The sequence below is a fragment of the Sphingomonas sp. 22176 genome, assembly GCF_052045505.1.
GTDB lineage: Bacteria > Pseudomonadota > Alphaproteobacteria > Sphingomonadales > Sphingomonadaceae > Sphingomonas.
Map to the genome: position 1 here is coordinate 204,825 of NZ_JBQEPL010000001.1, position 14,583 is coordinate 219,407.

At 65.7% G+C, this 14,583-nt stretch carries 7 protein-coding genes; 1 reads left to right on the forward strand and 6 read right to left on the reverse strand.

Annotated features, from left to right (window positions below):
• The first annotated feature begins 32 nt into the window (after positions 1–32).
• Complete coding sequence (locus ACTJKY_RS01040; RefSeq protein WP_440843613.1) at positions 33–623, forward strand: DUF6683 family protein; 591 nt, start codon at positions 33–35, stop codon at positions 621–623.
• A gap of 155 nt (positions 624–778) precedes the next feature.
• Here the strand turns inward: ACTJKY_RS01040 and ACTJKY_RS01045 are convergent, their stop codons facing one another.
• From ACTJKY_RS01045 to ACTJKY_RS01070, 6 genes are all read right to left on the reverse strand, one after another.
• On the reverse strand, positions 779–3,790 hold the full coding sequence (locus ACTJKY_RS01045) for a TonB-dependent receptor plug domain-containing protein (protein WP_440843614.1): 3,012 nt from the start codon (positions 3,788–3,790) through the stop codon (positions 779–781).
• A 317-nt stretch (positions 3,791–4,107) separates the two neighbouring features.
• On the reverse strand, positions 4,108–6,429 hold the full coding sequence (locus ACTJKY_RS01050; RefSeq protein ID WP_440843616.1) for a GH92 family glycosyl hydrolase: 2,322 nt from the start codon (positions 6,427–6,429) through the stop codon (positions 4,108–4,110).
• A gap of 28 nt (positions 6,430–6,457) precedes the next feature.
• The gene (locus ACTJKY_RS01055; RefSeq protein ID WP_440843617.1) at positions 6,458–7,894 is read right to left on the reverse strand and encodes a glycoside hydrolase family 125 protein; all 1,437 of its coding nucleotides are present in this window, start codon (positions 7,892–7,894) and stop codon (positions 6,458–6,460) included.
• 17 nt (positions 7,895–7,911) lie between these two features.
• Positions 7,912–10,248 carry a GH92 family glycosyl hydrolase gene (locus ACTJKY_RS01060; RefSeq protein ID WP_440843619.1) on the reverse strand — a complete coding sequence of 779 codons (2,337 nt, stop codon included), beginning with the start codon at positions 10,246–10,248 and terminating at the stop codon, positions 7,912–7,914.
• A gap of 26 nt (positions 10,249–10,274) precedes the next feature.
• On the reverse strand, positions 10,275–11,333 hold the full coding sequence (locus ACTJKY_RS01065; protein WP_440843621.1) for a glycoside hydrolase family 43 protein: 1,059 nt from the start codon (positions 11,331–11,333) through the stop codon (positions 10,275–10,277).
• A gap of 86 nt (positions 11,334–11,419) precedes the next feature.
• Positions 11,420–14,419, reverse strand: a complete 3,000-nt coding sequence (locus tag ACTJKY_RS01070) for a TonB-dependent receptor (protein ID WP_440843623.1) — start codon at positions 14,417–14,419, stop codon at positions 11,420–11,422.
• Positions 14,420–14,583: the final 164 nt, after the last annotated feature.

Sequence of the window (14,583 nt, forward strand, 5' to 3'; positions counted from 1 at the left end):
CTAGGAGCGGGATTTCTGGTCTTGGCGACGGGATGGGTGAACAACGCCGCCGCGCAGATCGTCGACGGTTGGAGCTGGAGCGTCCTGGTCCCGTCCGTAGGCAGGACAGACCCCTTGGGCATGTTTCTGAACGACCGCAGGAAGCAAGACGAAGCGCGTCAACGCCGCGCGCTTCCGCGTACGCCGCATCTACCAGAAACTCGCAACGCGGTTCCCGCCGACGCAGCGTCGCTGCACTACATCGCGACCAAGGCGCGTCGCAGGGCCTGCACATCGACAATGTCGCCGATGCCTATGCGCTCTGGTGGGTCACGGCCTGGCAGGCCGCGCATGGCAACAACGATACGCCAATCCGCGCCGTCCTCGGCACCGTCCGCCAGCAGGCGGCGAACGCCGTCATCGCCACAGGCGATATAGCGCGCGCTTCGGACGCGCAGAAGCAGGAGCTCGCGGAAGCGCTTTGGGTGCAGAGCGCGCTGATTGACGGCGCGGTGGAGCAATCCAAGGGCAACCCCGCGCGGCTGCGCCAGATCGGCGACGCGGTGCGCAAAGGTGCAAAGGGCATGGGTCTCGATCTGGAGGCGATCGCCCTGACGTCGCAGGGCTTCGTCCCGGCTAGCTGATCGCTTCGATCGGAGGGGTGCGCAGCGCACGCCGATCGAACGGGTCGCCCTGTAGCCGAAGCGCATTCTCTCCCGCATTCCGGGAACATGCTGCGGCCTTTGTGTCTGCTACAATCCCCCGGAGCCGAGGGCTCCGGGGGATTGCAGTGCCGGCGTTACAGGCGCAGCGAAACGCCTGCGACCAGCTGGCGGCCCAGCAGGTCGTAGCCCATGATCGTGTTGCCGCGCAGCAGGCCGATGCGGCTGCGGCTGTCCGGCACGATCGGCGGGTCGCGATCGAAGATGTTGTTCGCCGCGAGGCGGAAGGTCATGCGCTTGTTGATGTCGAAGGTCAGCGCGAGGTCGAACCAGTCATAGGCCTTGATGCCCGGGAACTGGTCGCGCTTGTCGCCTTCCGGCAGTGCCGGGATGCCGGTGCTGGCAGGCGCATAGGCCGTCATCGGCATGCCGCTGCGGTGACGCCAGTTGAGCGACACGCTGGCGACGCGACCAGGCGCCGTCCAGGTGGTGCGGAACTGGTGCGCCCAGGTCGGCATGCTCTCGCCGCAACCGCTGCCGAAATAGCCGGTGCAGTCACGCGGCGTGATGTCCGGGGCGCCCTGGCTGCCGACCAGGGTCATCAGCGTGCCGTTGAAGCTCATGTCGAGCGAGCCGACCTTGCCGAGGCCGACATTATACTGGCCCTGGAAGTCCCAGCCGTGCGACTTGGACTTGTAGCCGTTGGTCGAACCACGCGAGACCCAGCCGGTGGCCGGGCTGGTCGCCGGCGCGCTCGACAGCGTGCCGTCGGCGTTGCGCTTGATGCCACGGCAATAATATTCATTGCCGGTGGTGAGGCAGCCGTTGAGCCAGTCGAGCGGATTGAAGAACTCGAGCTGGTCCTGGAGGTCGATCAGCCAGCGATCGACCGAGACGGTGAGGCCCGGCACGAAGCGCGGACGGAGCACCACGCCGAACGTCTTGCTGTACGCCGTTTCCGGCCGCAGCGAGAAGCCGCCTTCGCGAACGGTGCAAGCATCGTTCGGGCAGATCAGCGTCGCGCTGTTGTAGAGGTTGGTCGGCAGGCCGGTACGGGCGCACTGCTGCGGCGTCCAGGACGGCGCGACGCGCGGGCCGTTCGGGTTCGACGCATTGATCTGCGGGGCGCACGGATCGGAATAGAAGCCCGTGTTCCAGAAGATGTTGGACGCATTCGCCGCCGCGCCCACGCCCGGCGCCGCCTGCGACTTGTTGATCGAGGCGCGGAAGGTGATGTCCTCGACGGGCGCCCAGATGCCCTCGATCTTCCACGTGCCGAACTTGTCATCCAGGCGGTTGTACTTGGACAGGCGGTAGCCGCCGTTCAGCTGCAGCAGGTGAGTCCAGGACTGGCGCTCGACGAGCGGCGCCTGGATTTCGATATTACCTTCCAGGATGTTCTGGGTGGCGCGGGTGTTGGTGCCGCCGTTGTTCTCGATGAAGATCGCGTTGTAATCGGTGCGATCCATCTCGTCGCGATATTCGGCACCGATCGCGATCGCCACGCCCTGTTCGGCGAGCGGCGAGGTGATGCCATACTTGCCCAGGTCGCCGCTCACCGTGCCGACAAATTGCAGTAGGCGGGGAATGCGCTTGGCGATGCCGCCGGTCGCGCCGCCGAACAGATAGTTATTGAGCGCTGCATCGTTGTTGAACGGTGCGAAGGCGTTGAACGGCACGCAGGCCGGATCGGTACCATTGACCACCGAGCGGCAGGTCGGGCGGCCGTTGACGTTGGTCACGTCGAGCGAGCGATTGACCTTGTCGTAGCTCGCGAATGGCTGGTCGATCGTGTCGAGCTGCGCGCGCGACAGCATGCCGGCGACGTCATAGGACCAGACATTGTCCAGCACCCGACCGCGGACGCCTGCGGTGACGCGGTAGCCGGCGTTGATGAACTCCTGGCGGACGAGCGGCTGCGAATCGAAGCGATAGCGCACGTCGAGCGGTGCATATTGTCCGGCCACACCCGCATTCGCACCGCACAGCGTCTGCCCCTGCGAAGCGGAGAGGAACGGGTTGTCGCAATTCACCTGGTACGGCGTGCTGCCGAACGCGGTGTAGGAATAGTTGCGGTTGAGCTGGGTGTTGTACGACTTGTCGCGATACCACAGCACGTTGCTGTACAGTTCGATGTGATCGCTCAGCTGCGCGGTCAGGAAGCCGCCCGCGTTGACGCGGTGGAACGGCCGCTGGAACGCCCAGTCGTCATACGGGTTGGCCGAGCTGCCGGCGGGCCCGCTGTTGATCGGGATGAAGGTGCCGTTGCCGTTCGGATTATTGACGTACTGCGTACCAGCGTTCGGCCCCGCCTGCGGGATGATCGTGCCGGCGGGCGTGTAGCTGGCGCGCGAACAGGCGAGCGGCGAGGTACGGCTGCTGGTGACCACTTCGCACACCGCGTTCGAGCGGTCGCGCAGACGGACCAGGCTCGACTGGCGATAGTCGGCGAAGGCCGAGATGTTGACCTTGCCGTCGAACAGGTTGGTGCCGGCGGCGATGCTGACATCGGCGCGGCCGCCGTCGTTCTTCATGCCCAGCGGCGCGCTGAAGCCGGCGCGCTCCGCCGCGTCGGTGACGGGGCTGCTGCGGTTGTCGTGGTTGAAGAAGCTGTAGTTGCCGTCGATGCGGATGCCGGTGAAGTTCTTCTTCATCACGAAGTTGACCACGCCCGCGACCGCGTCGGAGCCGTAGACCGACGAGGCGCCGCCGGTGAGCACGTCGATGCGATCGACCAGCGCGTTCGGGATGATGCCGACGTCGACCGAGTTGGGCAGGCCGATGCGCATGCCATCGATCAGCATCAGCGTGCGCTCATAGCCCAGGCTGCGCAGCTTGATGCGCTGGCGGCCTTCGGAGTCGCTGAAATTCTGCTCGGAGTTGACCTGCACCTGCGGCAGGCGGTTGGTCACTTCCTCGATCGTGGTCGCACCCTGCGCGGCGATCTCGGCAGCGGTGGTGGTGACGATCGGCGCGGCCGAGCGGTTGTTGAGCCGGACGATGCGCGTGCCGGTGACGACGATCGGGCCGCCGGCGGCATCCTGGTCCGGTGCGTCGGCCAGCTTGGCCGAGGCGACCGGATCGCCGATCGAGACCGGCGGATTGTCATTGGTCTGTGCGGCGGCAGGCACCGCCATCAGCGCAGCCACGCAACAACTGCTGGCCCAAACTCCCCGTAACATCATGAACAAGTCCCCTCTTGCTGACCAAGGCCCCGGAGACATCCGGCCGACGGGGACCGCCATGCTCCGGGGAGCGCGGCTGCGCGGTGTTCGCGTCTAGGGCCCCAAGCGGCCTTACCGGGCTTGGTTCCAAGAAGGTGTCATGCTGGTTTCATCTGGGCAACAACCAGGTTACCTAAAAAAGCAATTTGATTGCGATATTTCGCAAAGCGTTGCCGAAAGGTTACAATCTGGTTTCCATGCAAACGATTACGGGGCGCCCTCATGAGCGCCCCGTACGATCGTCACCGTGCCAGACGGCCATAGGAGGGTGGTCGATCTGCCTTGGCGGTGCCGAAGCGGGACGGGTTGGCACCCATGGTGAAGACCAGTTCGCCGCCTTGTGCCAGATCGGCGTGACCGATCCAGTTGCGGGACCAGGGCTTGCCGTTCCAGGTTACTGATTGGACATAAGGCCGGTCCGCCGCATTGCCGATCGCGCGGATGCGCAGCGTTCGCCCGCCGCCCAGCTGCATCTCGGCACGATCGAACAGCGGCGCGCCGAACACATAGACGCCGCTCACCGGATCCACCGGATAGAAGCCGAGCGCGCTGAGGATGAACCAGGCGCTGGTCTGGCCGCAGTCATCGTTGCCGATCACGCCGTCCGGATCGGCCTTGTACATCTCGTTGCACAGGCGCCGGACCATCGCCTGCGTCTTCCACGGCGCGCCGGCATAGGCATAGAGATAGGCGACGTGCTGGTTGGGCTCGTTGCCATGCGCATATTGGCCGACAAAGCCGGAGATGTCCGGCGGCGCGTTCTTGGGCAGCGTCGACGGCGCGGTGAACAGCGCGTCGAGCTTGGCCACGAACTTGGCATCGCCGCCGAACAGATCGATCAGGCCGTAGACGTCGTGCTGGTTGAGGAAGGTCGCCTGCCAGCCATTGGCCTCGGTATAGTCGCGCTGCTTGTCGGGGTTGTGGCCGAGTTGGATCGGATCATAGTCCTTCCACCAGCTGCCGTCGGCGAAGCGGGGCCGCGCAAAGCCGATCTCGGTGCTGATCACGTTGCGATAGTTCTGCGCGCGCTTGCGCAGCGCCGCCGCGTCGTCATGCGCCCCGGCCGCTTCGGCGAGCACCGCCATCGCCCAATCGTCATAGGCATATTCCTGGGTGCGGCTGACCGACTCCCAGATCTTGTCGGCGGGCACATAGCCGAGATCGTAATAGAAGCCGCGGCCGAGCGTGCTGTCGATGTCCGGGAAATTGCGATCGAAGGCGCGCGCGCGGATCTTCGGCCAGGCGGCGGCATAGTCGGCCTGGATGCCCTTGTTGCGGGCTTCCGCCAGCACCGACACGGCGTGCCAGCCGATCATGCACGCGGTCTCGACGCCCTGGAGCGGCCAGACCGGCGGGCCATAGGGGCTCTGCTGCGTCTGGCGGACGAGATCCTGGGTGAAGCGCGCCGCCATGTCCGGTCGGATCAGCGTGAGCAACGGGTGCAGCGCGCGATAGGTGTCCCACAGCGAATAGGTGCTGTAGGCGGGCGCGTCGCCGGTCGTCTGGTGGACCTGCCGGTCGAGCCCGACATAGCGGCCGTCTCGATCGGTGAAGAGCGTCGGCGAGAGCGAGGCATGGTAGAGCGCGCTTGCCATGATGGTGCGGTGCGCAGGCGTGCCGCCCTCGACGCGAATGCTGTCCAACTCGCGCGTCCAGGTCCGCGCCGCCGCCGCGCGGGTGGCGTCGAACGCCCAGCCGGGCGCCTCGGCCGCGAGCGCCGCCTTGGCGCCGGCGACGTCGACCGCCGAGATGCCGGTCTTAATCTCGATCGGCGCGGCACCCGCATCGTCGAAGAAGAAGGCGACCTTGAGCCGCTTGCCGGTAACGCCGGTCGCACCTGCGGGCGCGGGCGCATCGTCATCGCCGAAGAACTGCACGCGGCTCGGCTTGCGCGACAGGTGCAGTGCGAAGTGGATGTGCCGCCCCTTGGCCCAGCGATTGACCTTGCGGCTGCCGGTAAGCAGCCCGTCCGGCGAGAGCGCCAGCGAGGCATCCTCAACCAGCGTGCCCTTGTCCCAGCTGTCGATGATCGCATGGGCGAAATCGATCAGGATATGCCCCTCGCCCTTGGGGAAGGTGTAGCGATGCTGGCCGGTGCGCTCGGTGACGGTCAGTTCTGCGAGCACGCCCGATTCCAGCCGGACGCGGTAGTAACCGGGCTCGGCATGCTCGTCCGAATAGCGCTGGCGATAGCTGCCCTCGGGCTTTTCCAAGGTGCCCGGCGTCAGCTTGAGCGGCCCGCGGCTCGGCACCACCAGCACGTCGAGCATGTCGCCGATGCCGGTGCCCGACAGATGCGTATGAGAGAAGCCCAGGAGCGTGGCATCGTCCTTGTGGTAGCCCGAACAGGCGTCCCAGCGGCTGTTGTCGGTATCGGGCCCCAGCTGGACCATGCCGAAGGGCAGCGCCGGCCCAGGGAAGGTGTGGCCGTGGCCACCGGTGCCGATGAACAGATCGGGCCGCGCGGCCTCGAAGGCGGCGGACCAGGCGGTGCGCGGCAGCGCGGCGGCGATCGCGGCGGTGCCGCTGCCCAGCAGGAGTTGGCGGCGTGTGGCGACGGTCATCGGCATCGGCTCCATGGAAGCAAAGGGATCAGTAGGTGCGGGCGAGCAGCGCGGGTCGGCGGCGCTCGAGATCGAGGATCAGGTCGCCGAACAGCCCGTTGGTCCAGGCGAACCAGGCGCGGGTGAACTTGGCGGGATCGTCCTTGTTGAAGCTCTCGTGCATGAAGCCGGTGCCGCCATGCGTGGTCTTCAGCCAGGTGAGGCACTGGGCGATCACGGCATCGTCGTCGCTGTTCAGCGCGTGGGTGATGATCGACATCGGCCAGATCATGTCGAGCCCGATATGCGGCCCGCCGATCCCCTTCGCGGCCTTGCCCTCGAAGAAGTAGGGGTTGCGATCGCTCCAGGCGAGGTCGGCGGTGCGGCGGAACAGGGGATCGTCGCGGCGGGCGGCGCCGATCAGCGCGAGGCCGGACAGGCTGGGGACATTGGCGTCGTCCATGAAGATCCAGTTGCCGAAACCGTCGATCTCATAGGCCCAGACCTTGCCGCCCTTGCCGTCCGGCACCAGCGCGTGTTCGTGCAGTGCCTTCTCGACCTCGTCGGCGAGCGCCTCGGCATCCTTCGCCGCCACCTCGTCGCCGCGCGTCTCGCGGTGCAGCTGCGCGACCTTGCGCAGCGCCGAGACCGCGAAGAGGTTCGACGGGATCAGGAACGGATAGACGCAGGCATCGTCCGAGGGGCGGAACATCGAGTGAATCAGCCCGATCTTGCGCGTCGGTGCGCCATAGCCGCCCATCGGCACGCTGTCGGTCGGCGCCACCGCCTGGCGCTGGAAGTGGTACGGCCCCGGACCGTCCTTGCGCTGCTGCACGCGGAAGGTGGCGACCGCCAGCTTGGCGCCCTGCGACCAGAGATCGTCGAACGGCGTCCTGTCGCGGGTGTGCGTCCAATAGGTATGGGCGATCCGCATCGTGTAGCAGAGCGAATCGACCTCCCATTTTCGCTCGGCAACGCCCGGCTTCATGTCGGTGACGTCGACCTGCGACCATTCGAGGCTCGACTTGGCCTTGGGGTCCTTCTCGAACGCATTGGCGTAGGGATCGACCAGGATGCAGCGCGCCTGGCGCTGGATCAGCCCGACGAACAGCTGGCGCAGCGCCGGATCCTGCCCGGCGAGATGGACATAGGTCTGCGCCTGCGCCGAGCTGTCGCGCAGCCACATCGCATTGATGTCGCCGGTGATGATGAAGGTATCCGGCCGACCATCGAGCGTGCCGATCTCCACCGTGGTGTCGAGCGTGTTCGGGTAGCAATTCTCGAACAGCCAGGCGAGTTCGGGATCAGCGATGCGCGCCTTCACCCGCGCGATCTCCGCTTCCACCGCCTTGCTGACGAAGCGGCGCTTGGCCAGCGGCGGGCGCTTGCTGACAAAGCCCGAAGCCGCGCGCGCGGCGCCCGGCAGCGCGGCGGCGGCACCCAGCGCTGCCGCGCCGGCCATCAGCGAACGTCGATCGAACTGCATCTTGGTCTCCCCCGCGCTCACTTGGGCGCGCTCATCGAGAAGGGCGCATCGGCCTTGCGTGCGCCCCAGGCCTTGTTCGGCGTCGGCCCCATCACGAAGCGCAGCGTGCCCCCCGCCTGCAGCGCCTCGCGCGACAGCCACGGCTTGGTGTAGGCGCGGCCGTTCAGCGTGGCGGACTGGATGTAGACATTCTCGGCGCTGTTGTTGGTCGTCTCGATCGTCAGCACCTTGCCGCCCGGCATGGTGAGCCGGACGTTGCGGAACAGCGGGCTGCCGACCGCATATTGGCCGACCGTCGGCGTCACCGGATAGAAGCCGAGCGCGGAGAAGACATACCAGGCCGACGTCTGGCCGTTATCCTCGTCCCCCGGATAGCCGTCCGGGGTCGCGGCATAGAGCTTGCGCATCACGTCGCGGACATGAGCCTGCGTCTTCCACGGCGCACCGGCCCAGTCGTACAGATAGATCATGTGCTGGATCGGCTGGTTGCCATGGGCATACTGCCCCATGTCGACGATCTGCATCTCGCGGATCTCGTGGATCACCTGGCCATAATAGCTGTCGTCGAAGATCGGCGCGGTGGCGAACACCGAGTCCAGCCGGTCGACGAACTTGGCGTCGCCGCCCATCAGGTCGATCAGGCCCTGGACGTCCTGCATCACCGACCAGCTGTAATGCAGCGCATTGCCCTCGGTGAAGGCGTCGCCCCATTTGTACGGATTGAAGGGCGTCTCCCACGAGCCGTCCTTGTTGCGGCCGCGCATCCAGCCGCTCTCGGGATCGTAGAGCTTGCGGAAGTTCTGCGCGCGCTCGGCATAGAGGCGCGCATCGTCCTTCTTGCCCAGCGCCGCGGCGAGGCGCGACAGCGAGAAATCGGCAGTGGCATATTCGAGCGTGCGCGCGGCATTCTCGTTGATGCCGACGTCATAGGGCACATAGCCGAGCTGGTTATAATATTCGACGCCCTCGCGCCCGACCGCGCCGACGACATTGCCGTTCTTGTCCTTGGGGCGGCCCTGGCTGGTCGTCGCGTTCTTGACCATCGCCTCGTAGAGCGGCTCGATATCGAAACCGCGCACGCCGTTGAGATAGGCATCTGCGATCAGGTTCGCCGAGTTGGAGCCGATCATCACGTCGCGATAGCCCGGGCTCGCCCATTCAGGCAGCCAGCCGCCTTCCTTGTAGGTGTTGACCAGTCCCTGCATGATCTCGCCGTCGCGTTCGCGGTACATCAGCGCGAACCAGGGGAAGACCGCGCGCCACGTGTCCCAGAAGCCGTTGTCGGTATACATCGGCCCCGGATGCACCTGCCCGTCATAGGGGCTGTAGTGCACCTGCCGGCCCTGCGCATCGATCTCGTAGAACATGCGCGGGAATTGCAGCATGCGGTAGAGCGCCGAATAGAAGGTGCGGCGATTGTCGAGATTGGGATCGGTCACGCGGACGCGGCCGAGCTCCTTTTCCCATGCCGCCTTGGCCTTGGCCTTGGTCTGCTCGAAACCGTCGCTGCCGATCTCGCTAGCGAGGTTGCGCTCGGCCTGTTCGGGGCTGATGAACGACGAGGCTACCTTGACGTGCACCTGCTCGCCCGCGCGGGTGGCGAAGCTCACCACCGCGCCGACATGGTTGCCCTCGCGCTGCGCGTCGGCGGTCAGCTGCCAATTGTCGTCCCAGCTGCGGCTGACGGCAAAGTCATGATCGAACTCGGCGACGAAATAGTTGCGGAAATTGCCCGGCACGCCGCCATGGTTGTTGCGCACCCAGCCGCTGATTCGCCGCCGCGCGCGATCGATGGTGACGCTCGATCCGCCGGCGAACGCGTCGAGCACGATGTGCGCGTCGTCGGCCTTGGGGAAGGTGAAGCGGAACTGCGCGGCGCGCGCGGTGGGCGCCACTTCCGCGGTCACGTCATAATCGGCGAGGTAGACGCGGTAGCTGTACGGGTGGCTCTCCTCGGCCTTGTGGCTGTACCAGGAGGCGCGCTCGGCCTCGCGAATCCGCACCGGACCGGTCTCCGCCATCAGCGAGAAGGCGGCATAGTCGTTCATCCACGGGCTGGGCTGGTGGGTCTGCTTGATGCCGTTGATCTTGTTGTCATGGTACATATAGCCCCAGCCGCTGCCGGGCTTGCCGGTAACCGGGGTCCAGAAGTTCATGCCCCAGGGCACGGCCACCGCCGGATAGGTGTTGCCGTAGGACAGCTCATAGGTGGAGTCGGTGCCCATCAGCGGGTTGACCAGATCGACCAGCGCCTCGCTGCGATCGGATTGCTGCGCGGCGGCGGGCAGCGTGGCGACGCTGGCGAGGAGCGCGAAGGCGGCGGCGCGGAGCGGCTTGGCGGAGAAAAGGGGCACGAGGGTTCCTTTGGCTGGGCGCGTCGTCATTTGCGGCGGGTACGGCGAAGCGGCTCGGGCGCCACGCCTAGGTTGGTCAGCGTGACCGGCTGGATCGAGCCGTCCGGATTGAAGGTCATGCGATCGATGGCGAGTTCGCGGTGCTCGCCCTGCTGATCCGCCAGCGGGCGGCGGTGATAGGCGATGTACCAGCGATCGGTGCCGGGCACGTTGACCACCGAATGGTGCCCCGCCCCGCGCGCGATCCTGGGATCTTCCTGCAGGATCGTGCCGCGCGGGGTGAACGGACCGACAGGGCTGGGCCCGGTCGCATAGGCGACGCGGTAGTCCGATCCCGTCCATTCGCCTTCGGACCACATCAGATAATAGACCCCCTTGCGCTGGATGACGAAGGAGCCCTCGACATAGCCCGGCGGCGTGATCTCCTTCCAGGTCGAACCGTCGGGATAGGGCAGCACGCGGCGGAGGTCCTTGCTCAGCCGCACCACGTTGCAGTGCCGCCAGCCGCCATAATAGAGATAGACCTGCCCGTCGGTATCGCGGAACACGAACGGGTCGATCGGCTGCGCGCCGTTATGGAATCCGCCGATCAGCGGCTTGCCGAGGGCGTCGCGAAAGGGGCCGCCGGGCTTGTCGCTGACGGCGAGGCCGATGCCGCCTTCTTCCTTGTCGCTCTGGATGTCGTTGGCGGAGAAGAACATGTAGTAGCGCCCCTGCGCCTCGATCACCGAGGGCGCCCAGATCGCATAGGCCGCCCAGGAAATCCGCGTCACGTCGAGGACGTGGCTGTGCTTGGTCCAGTGGACGAGATCGGGCGAGGAGAAGGCGTTGAAGAAGGTCTGATAGGCGTAGGAGGGCCGCACGGTTTTGCGCGTTCGCGCCTCTTTTTGCGCGGGCGTGAAATGTCGCGTTCGGTCGGGCGCGCCGTCATCGGCTGAATAGGTGGGGTAGATCCAATATTGCCCGTCGAACACCCGGATCTCGGGATCGGCATACCAGCCGCGCACGATCGGGTTGGACGCGGAGGCGGCGAGCGGCGCCATCAGGGCAAGAAGGGCGAGCGCCCGGCGGAGCTTCGATCGCATGAGCCTCTCCTTGGCCGATCCGCAGCGTGAAAAGCGGAAAAAAGGTGGCGGGGCGACACAGGGCCGCCCCGCCAGAGGGGGGGTGATCAGAACTTGTAAGCGAGGCCCAGATAGGCGCGGCGCCCGGTATATTGGTTGCTGATGAACCGCGCGTCGGTGTCGTTGCCCAGGTGCGCGCGCTCCTCCGACTTGGTGAGGTTGATCACCGAGGCGGTCAGCTGCAGGTTCTCGAAGAAGCTGTACGAGGCGTTGAGGTCGACCTGCTCATACGGGTCCGAATAGACGTTCAGGCCCGACTGGATGCCGCCGACCCGCGTACCGCGACGATTGTACGAGGCGCGCAGCAGCAGCTTGCTGTTCTCGTAGAAGATCGAGCCGTTGATCTGCGTCTTCGAGCTGCCGACCAGCGGGGAATCGCCCACCTTCTTGCCGTCCAGCGTGATCTCGGCGACCGAGGTGTCGTTATAGGTGAAGTTCACCTGCGCGCCGAGACCGAAGGGCAAGGTGTGCTGGGCATAGAGCTCGACACCCTGCGACACGGCGTTGGAGCCGTTCGCCTGGGTCGAATATTGCTGCACGGTCACGGTGTTGCCCGCGACGGTGCTCTGCACGTCGAGCACCAGCGGCACGATGAAGTCCGACACATCCTTGCGGAACAGCGTGCCGCCCAGCACCGAGCCGCGGTGGAAATACCATTCCACGCCAACGTCATACTGCCAGGCCTTGAACGGCTTCAGGTTGAAATTACCGCCGCTGCCGAACCAGCCGGGCAGCGCGCCGAACTGCTTGCGGTCGTAGACGAACGCGTCGGAATTGAAGGTCAGCGAGCGCGCACCGGCGAGGTCGCCATAGCCGGGCCGCGCGATCACCTTCGATGCCGCGCCGCGGAGCAGGAGGTTGGGGGTCACCTCCCACGAGATGTTGAAGCTCGGCAGGAAGTCCGTGTAACGCTTGGACTCGTCGTTCGGGCTGAACACCTTCACTTCGCGCTGGGACTGCGGCAGCACCAGGCAGTTGCCGTCCGGGCCGACCGGCGGCGGCACGAACGGGTTGCCGTTGGTGTTCTGGCAATAGTCATTCTCGTAATAGATCACGTCGGTCGAGACGCCCGACTGCTTGGTGCTCACCACGCGCAGGCCGAGATTGCCGCGCACATTGTTCATCTTGAAGTTCGCCTGGGCATAGCCGGCCCAGATCCGCTCCTTGATGTCGTAGCGGTTCTCGGGCTCGGGCACGCGGACCGGGCCGTTATAGGTCTTGTTCAGATAGGCGAGATAATTGTCCATGTTGAACGCCGGGAAGACGCTCGTCGAGAAGCCGCCGGCGATGTTGCCGATCGGCTGGCTTTGGAAGAAGGCCGGCTGGGTTACCGCCGCGCCCGCGGTATCCTGGTAGCGCAGCGTGTTTGCTGCATCCGAATACCATTCGAAGCGCCCGGTCTGCCGCTCGACCTTGCCCTCGCGCCACTTGGCGCCGACCTGGATCGAGTCGATGAAGCTGTCGAAGCGGCGGGTCAGGTCAATCTGAGCATATTTCTGCTCGATCGCGCTGTTGGTATAGCCAGAGCCGGTCGAGCCGAGATCGACCTGCGAGATGCCCTTCATCAGGTTCTGCTGCAGTTCGGGCGAGAACTGCATCGCCACCGACTTGTCGGTGAAGCTCCACTGGCTCAGCATGTTGCCGTTGACGCGATTGGCGAGGCCGTCGCCGACCACCAGCCGCGGCTTGGCCTGGGCGTAGAACTGGAAGGAGGGGCCGCCGGTCGCGCGGGTCTTGCCGCCGGCGAACGACACCGTCAGGCGATCATGGGTATAGTCGCCGTGCAGGTCGTAGGTATTCGAGACGGTCTTCTGGCGCGCATAATAGCTCTGCATCGCCGGGGTTTCCATCGTGCAGGCCGAGGTCCCGGTGCGGCAGGCGGTACCGTCCGGCGGCACCTGGAAGGTCGCCGAGGTGAGGATCGTGCCGCTCTTGTCGAACTTGCCGCCAGTGAAGAAGTCACCATAGCCCCATTCGGGAATCTTGATGAGGTTGGAGACGTTGTCGCCGTTGAGCTGGAAGCGGAAATAATTGGCGGTGAGGTTGAAGCCCTCGAACGGCTGCCACTGTGCGGTCGCCTGGATGCCCAGCCGCTTGCGCTTCTCGATCAGCACGGTCTCGTCGACCGACTGCGGCGCCCAATAGCCGTTATAGTGCGTGCCACCCTGGGTGGTCACGCCGTCGTTCCAGTAGGAGATGGCGTCGTCATTGGCGAAGGTCTTGCCGTTGACGTCGGTCGCCTGCTTGGTGTTGTTCGCGTCCGTCCACCAGTGCCAGCTCTCGGTGGCGGCGCTCAGCGTGCGGTTGGTGCGCTCCTGGTAGGTGGCACCGAGCAACAGGCCGAAGGTCTTGGCTTCATTGTGCCAGGACAGCAGCCCCGAGACGCTGGGCTCGACCTTCTTGGTGACGTCCGAATAGGTGCCCTCGACCTGGACGTTGCCCGACCAAGGCTTGAGGTCGAACGGGCGCCGCGTGTGGTTGATGATCACGCCGCCGACGCCGCCCTCGTCGAGCCGGGCCTCGGAGGATTTGAACACCTCGACGCTGCCGATCAGGTTCGCCGGCAGCAGCAGATAGTTGAAGCTGCGCGAGGGATCGCCGGAGTCCGCGGAGGCGATGAAGTTGCCGTTGAGCTCGGTCAGCGTCAGGTCGGAGCTGAGGCCGCGGATGCTCACCCGGCTGCCTTCGCCGCCGTCGCGCTCGATCACCACGCCGGGCACGCGCTGCAGCGCGTCGGCGACGTTCTTGTCGGGAAACTTGCCGACATCCTCGGCAGTGATCACGTCGACGAACGCATTGGCGTCGCGCTTCTGCGCCAGGCTGGTCTCGATCGAGGCGCGGTAGCCGGTGACGACGATGTCGCCCTCGCTGTCGCCGGGCGCAGCGTTCTGCGGCGCGGAGGTGTTGCCGGCCTGCGGCTGCGTCGTCGCGGCCTGGGCGAATGCCAGCCCCGGCAGCGCGGCACACAGGCTGGTGCCCAGCATCAGCTGTGCCAGCAGCCGCTGGCGTGCGGACGCAGGCGCACGAAACAGATTCCCGTAGGACACGATCCTTCTCCCTTTTCCACCCGACGGCCCCCAAGGCTCAATCGGTTGTTTGTGACCGCGCTGTCAGAAGCTGAGTTCGCGGTTCTTGCGGAGGGTTTCGCAATAGAAAAACAAATTGTCAATTAAATGCAGTCCGGTTGCTGTGACTTTTCAGCAATAGGCAC

What these genes read in the sequence shown, in the direction of transcription:
- ACTJKY_RS01055 (WP_440843617.1), bottom strand. Translation starts at nt 7,894, where the DNA reads ATGCAGTTCGATCGACGTTCGCTGATGGCCGGCGCGGCAGCGCTGGGT.
- ACTJKY_RS01050 (WP_440843616.1), bottom strand. Translation starts at nt 6,429, where the DNA reads ATGACCGTCGCCACACGCCGCCAACTCCTGCTGGGCAGCGGCACCGCC.
- ACTJKY_RS01065 (WP_440843621.1), bottom strand. Translation starts at nt 11,333, where the DNA reads ATGCGATCGAAGCTCCGCCGGGCGCTCGCCCTTCTTGCCCTGATGGCG.
- ACTJKY_RS01040 (WP_440843613.1), top strand. Translation starts at nt 33, where the DNA reads ATGGGTGAACAACGCCGCCGCGCAGATCGTCGACGGTTGGAGCTGGAG.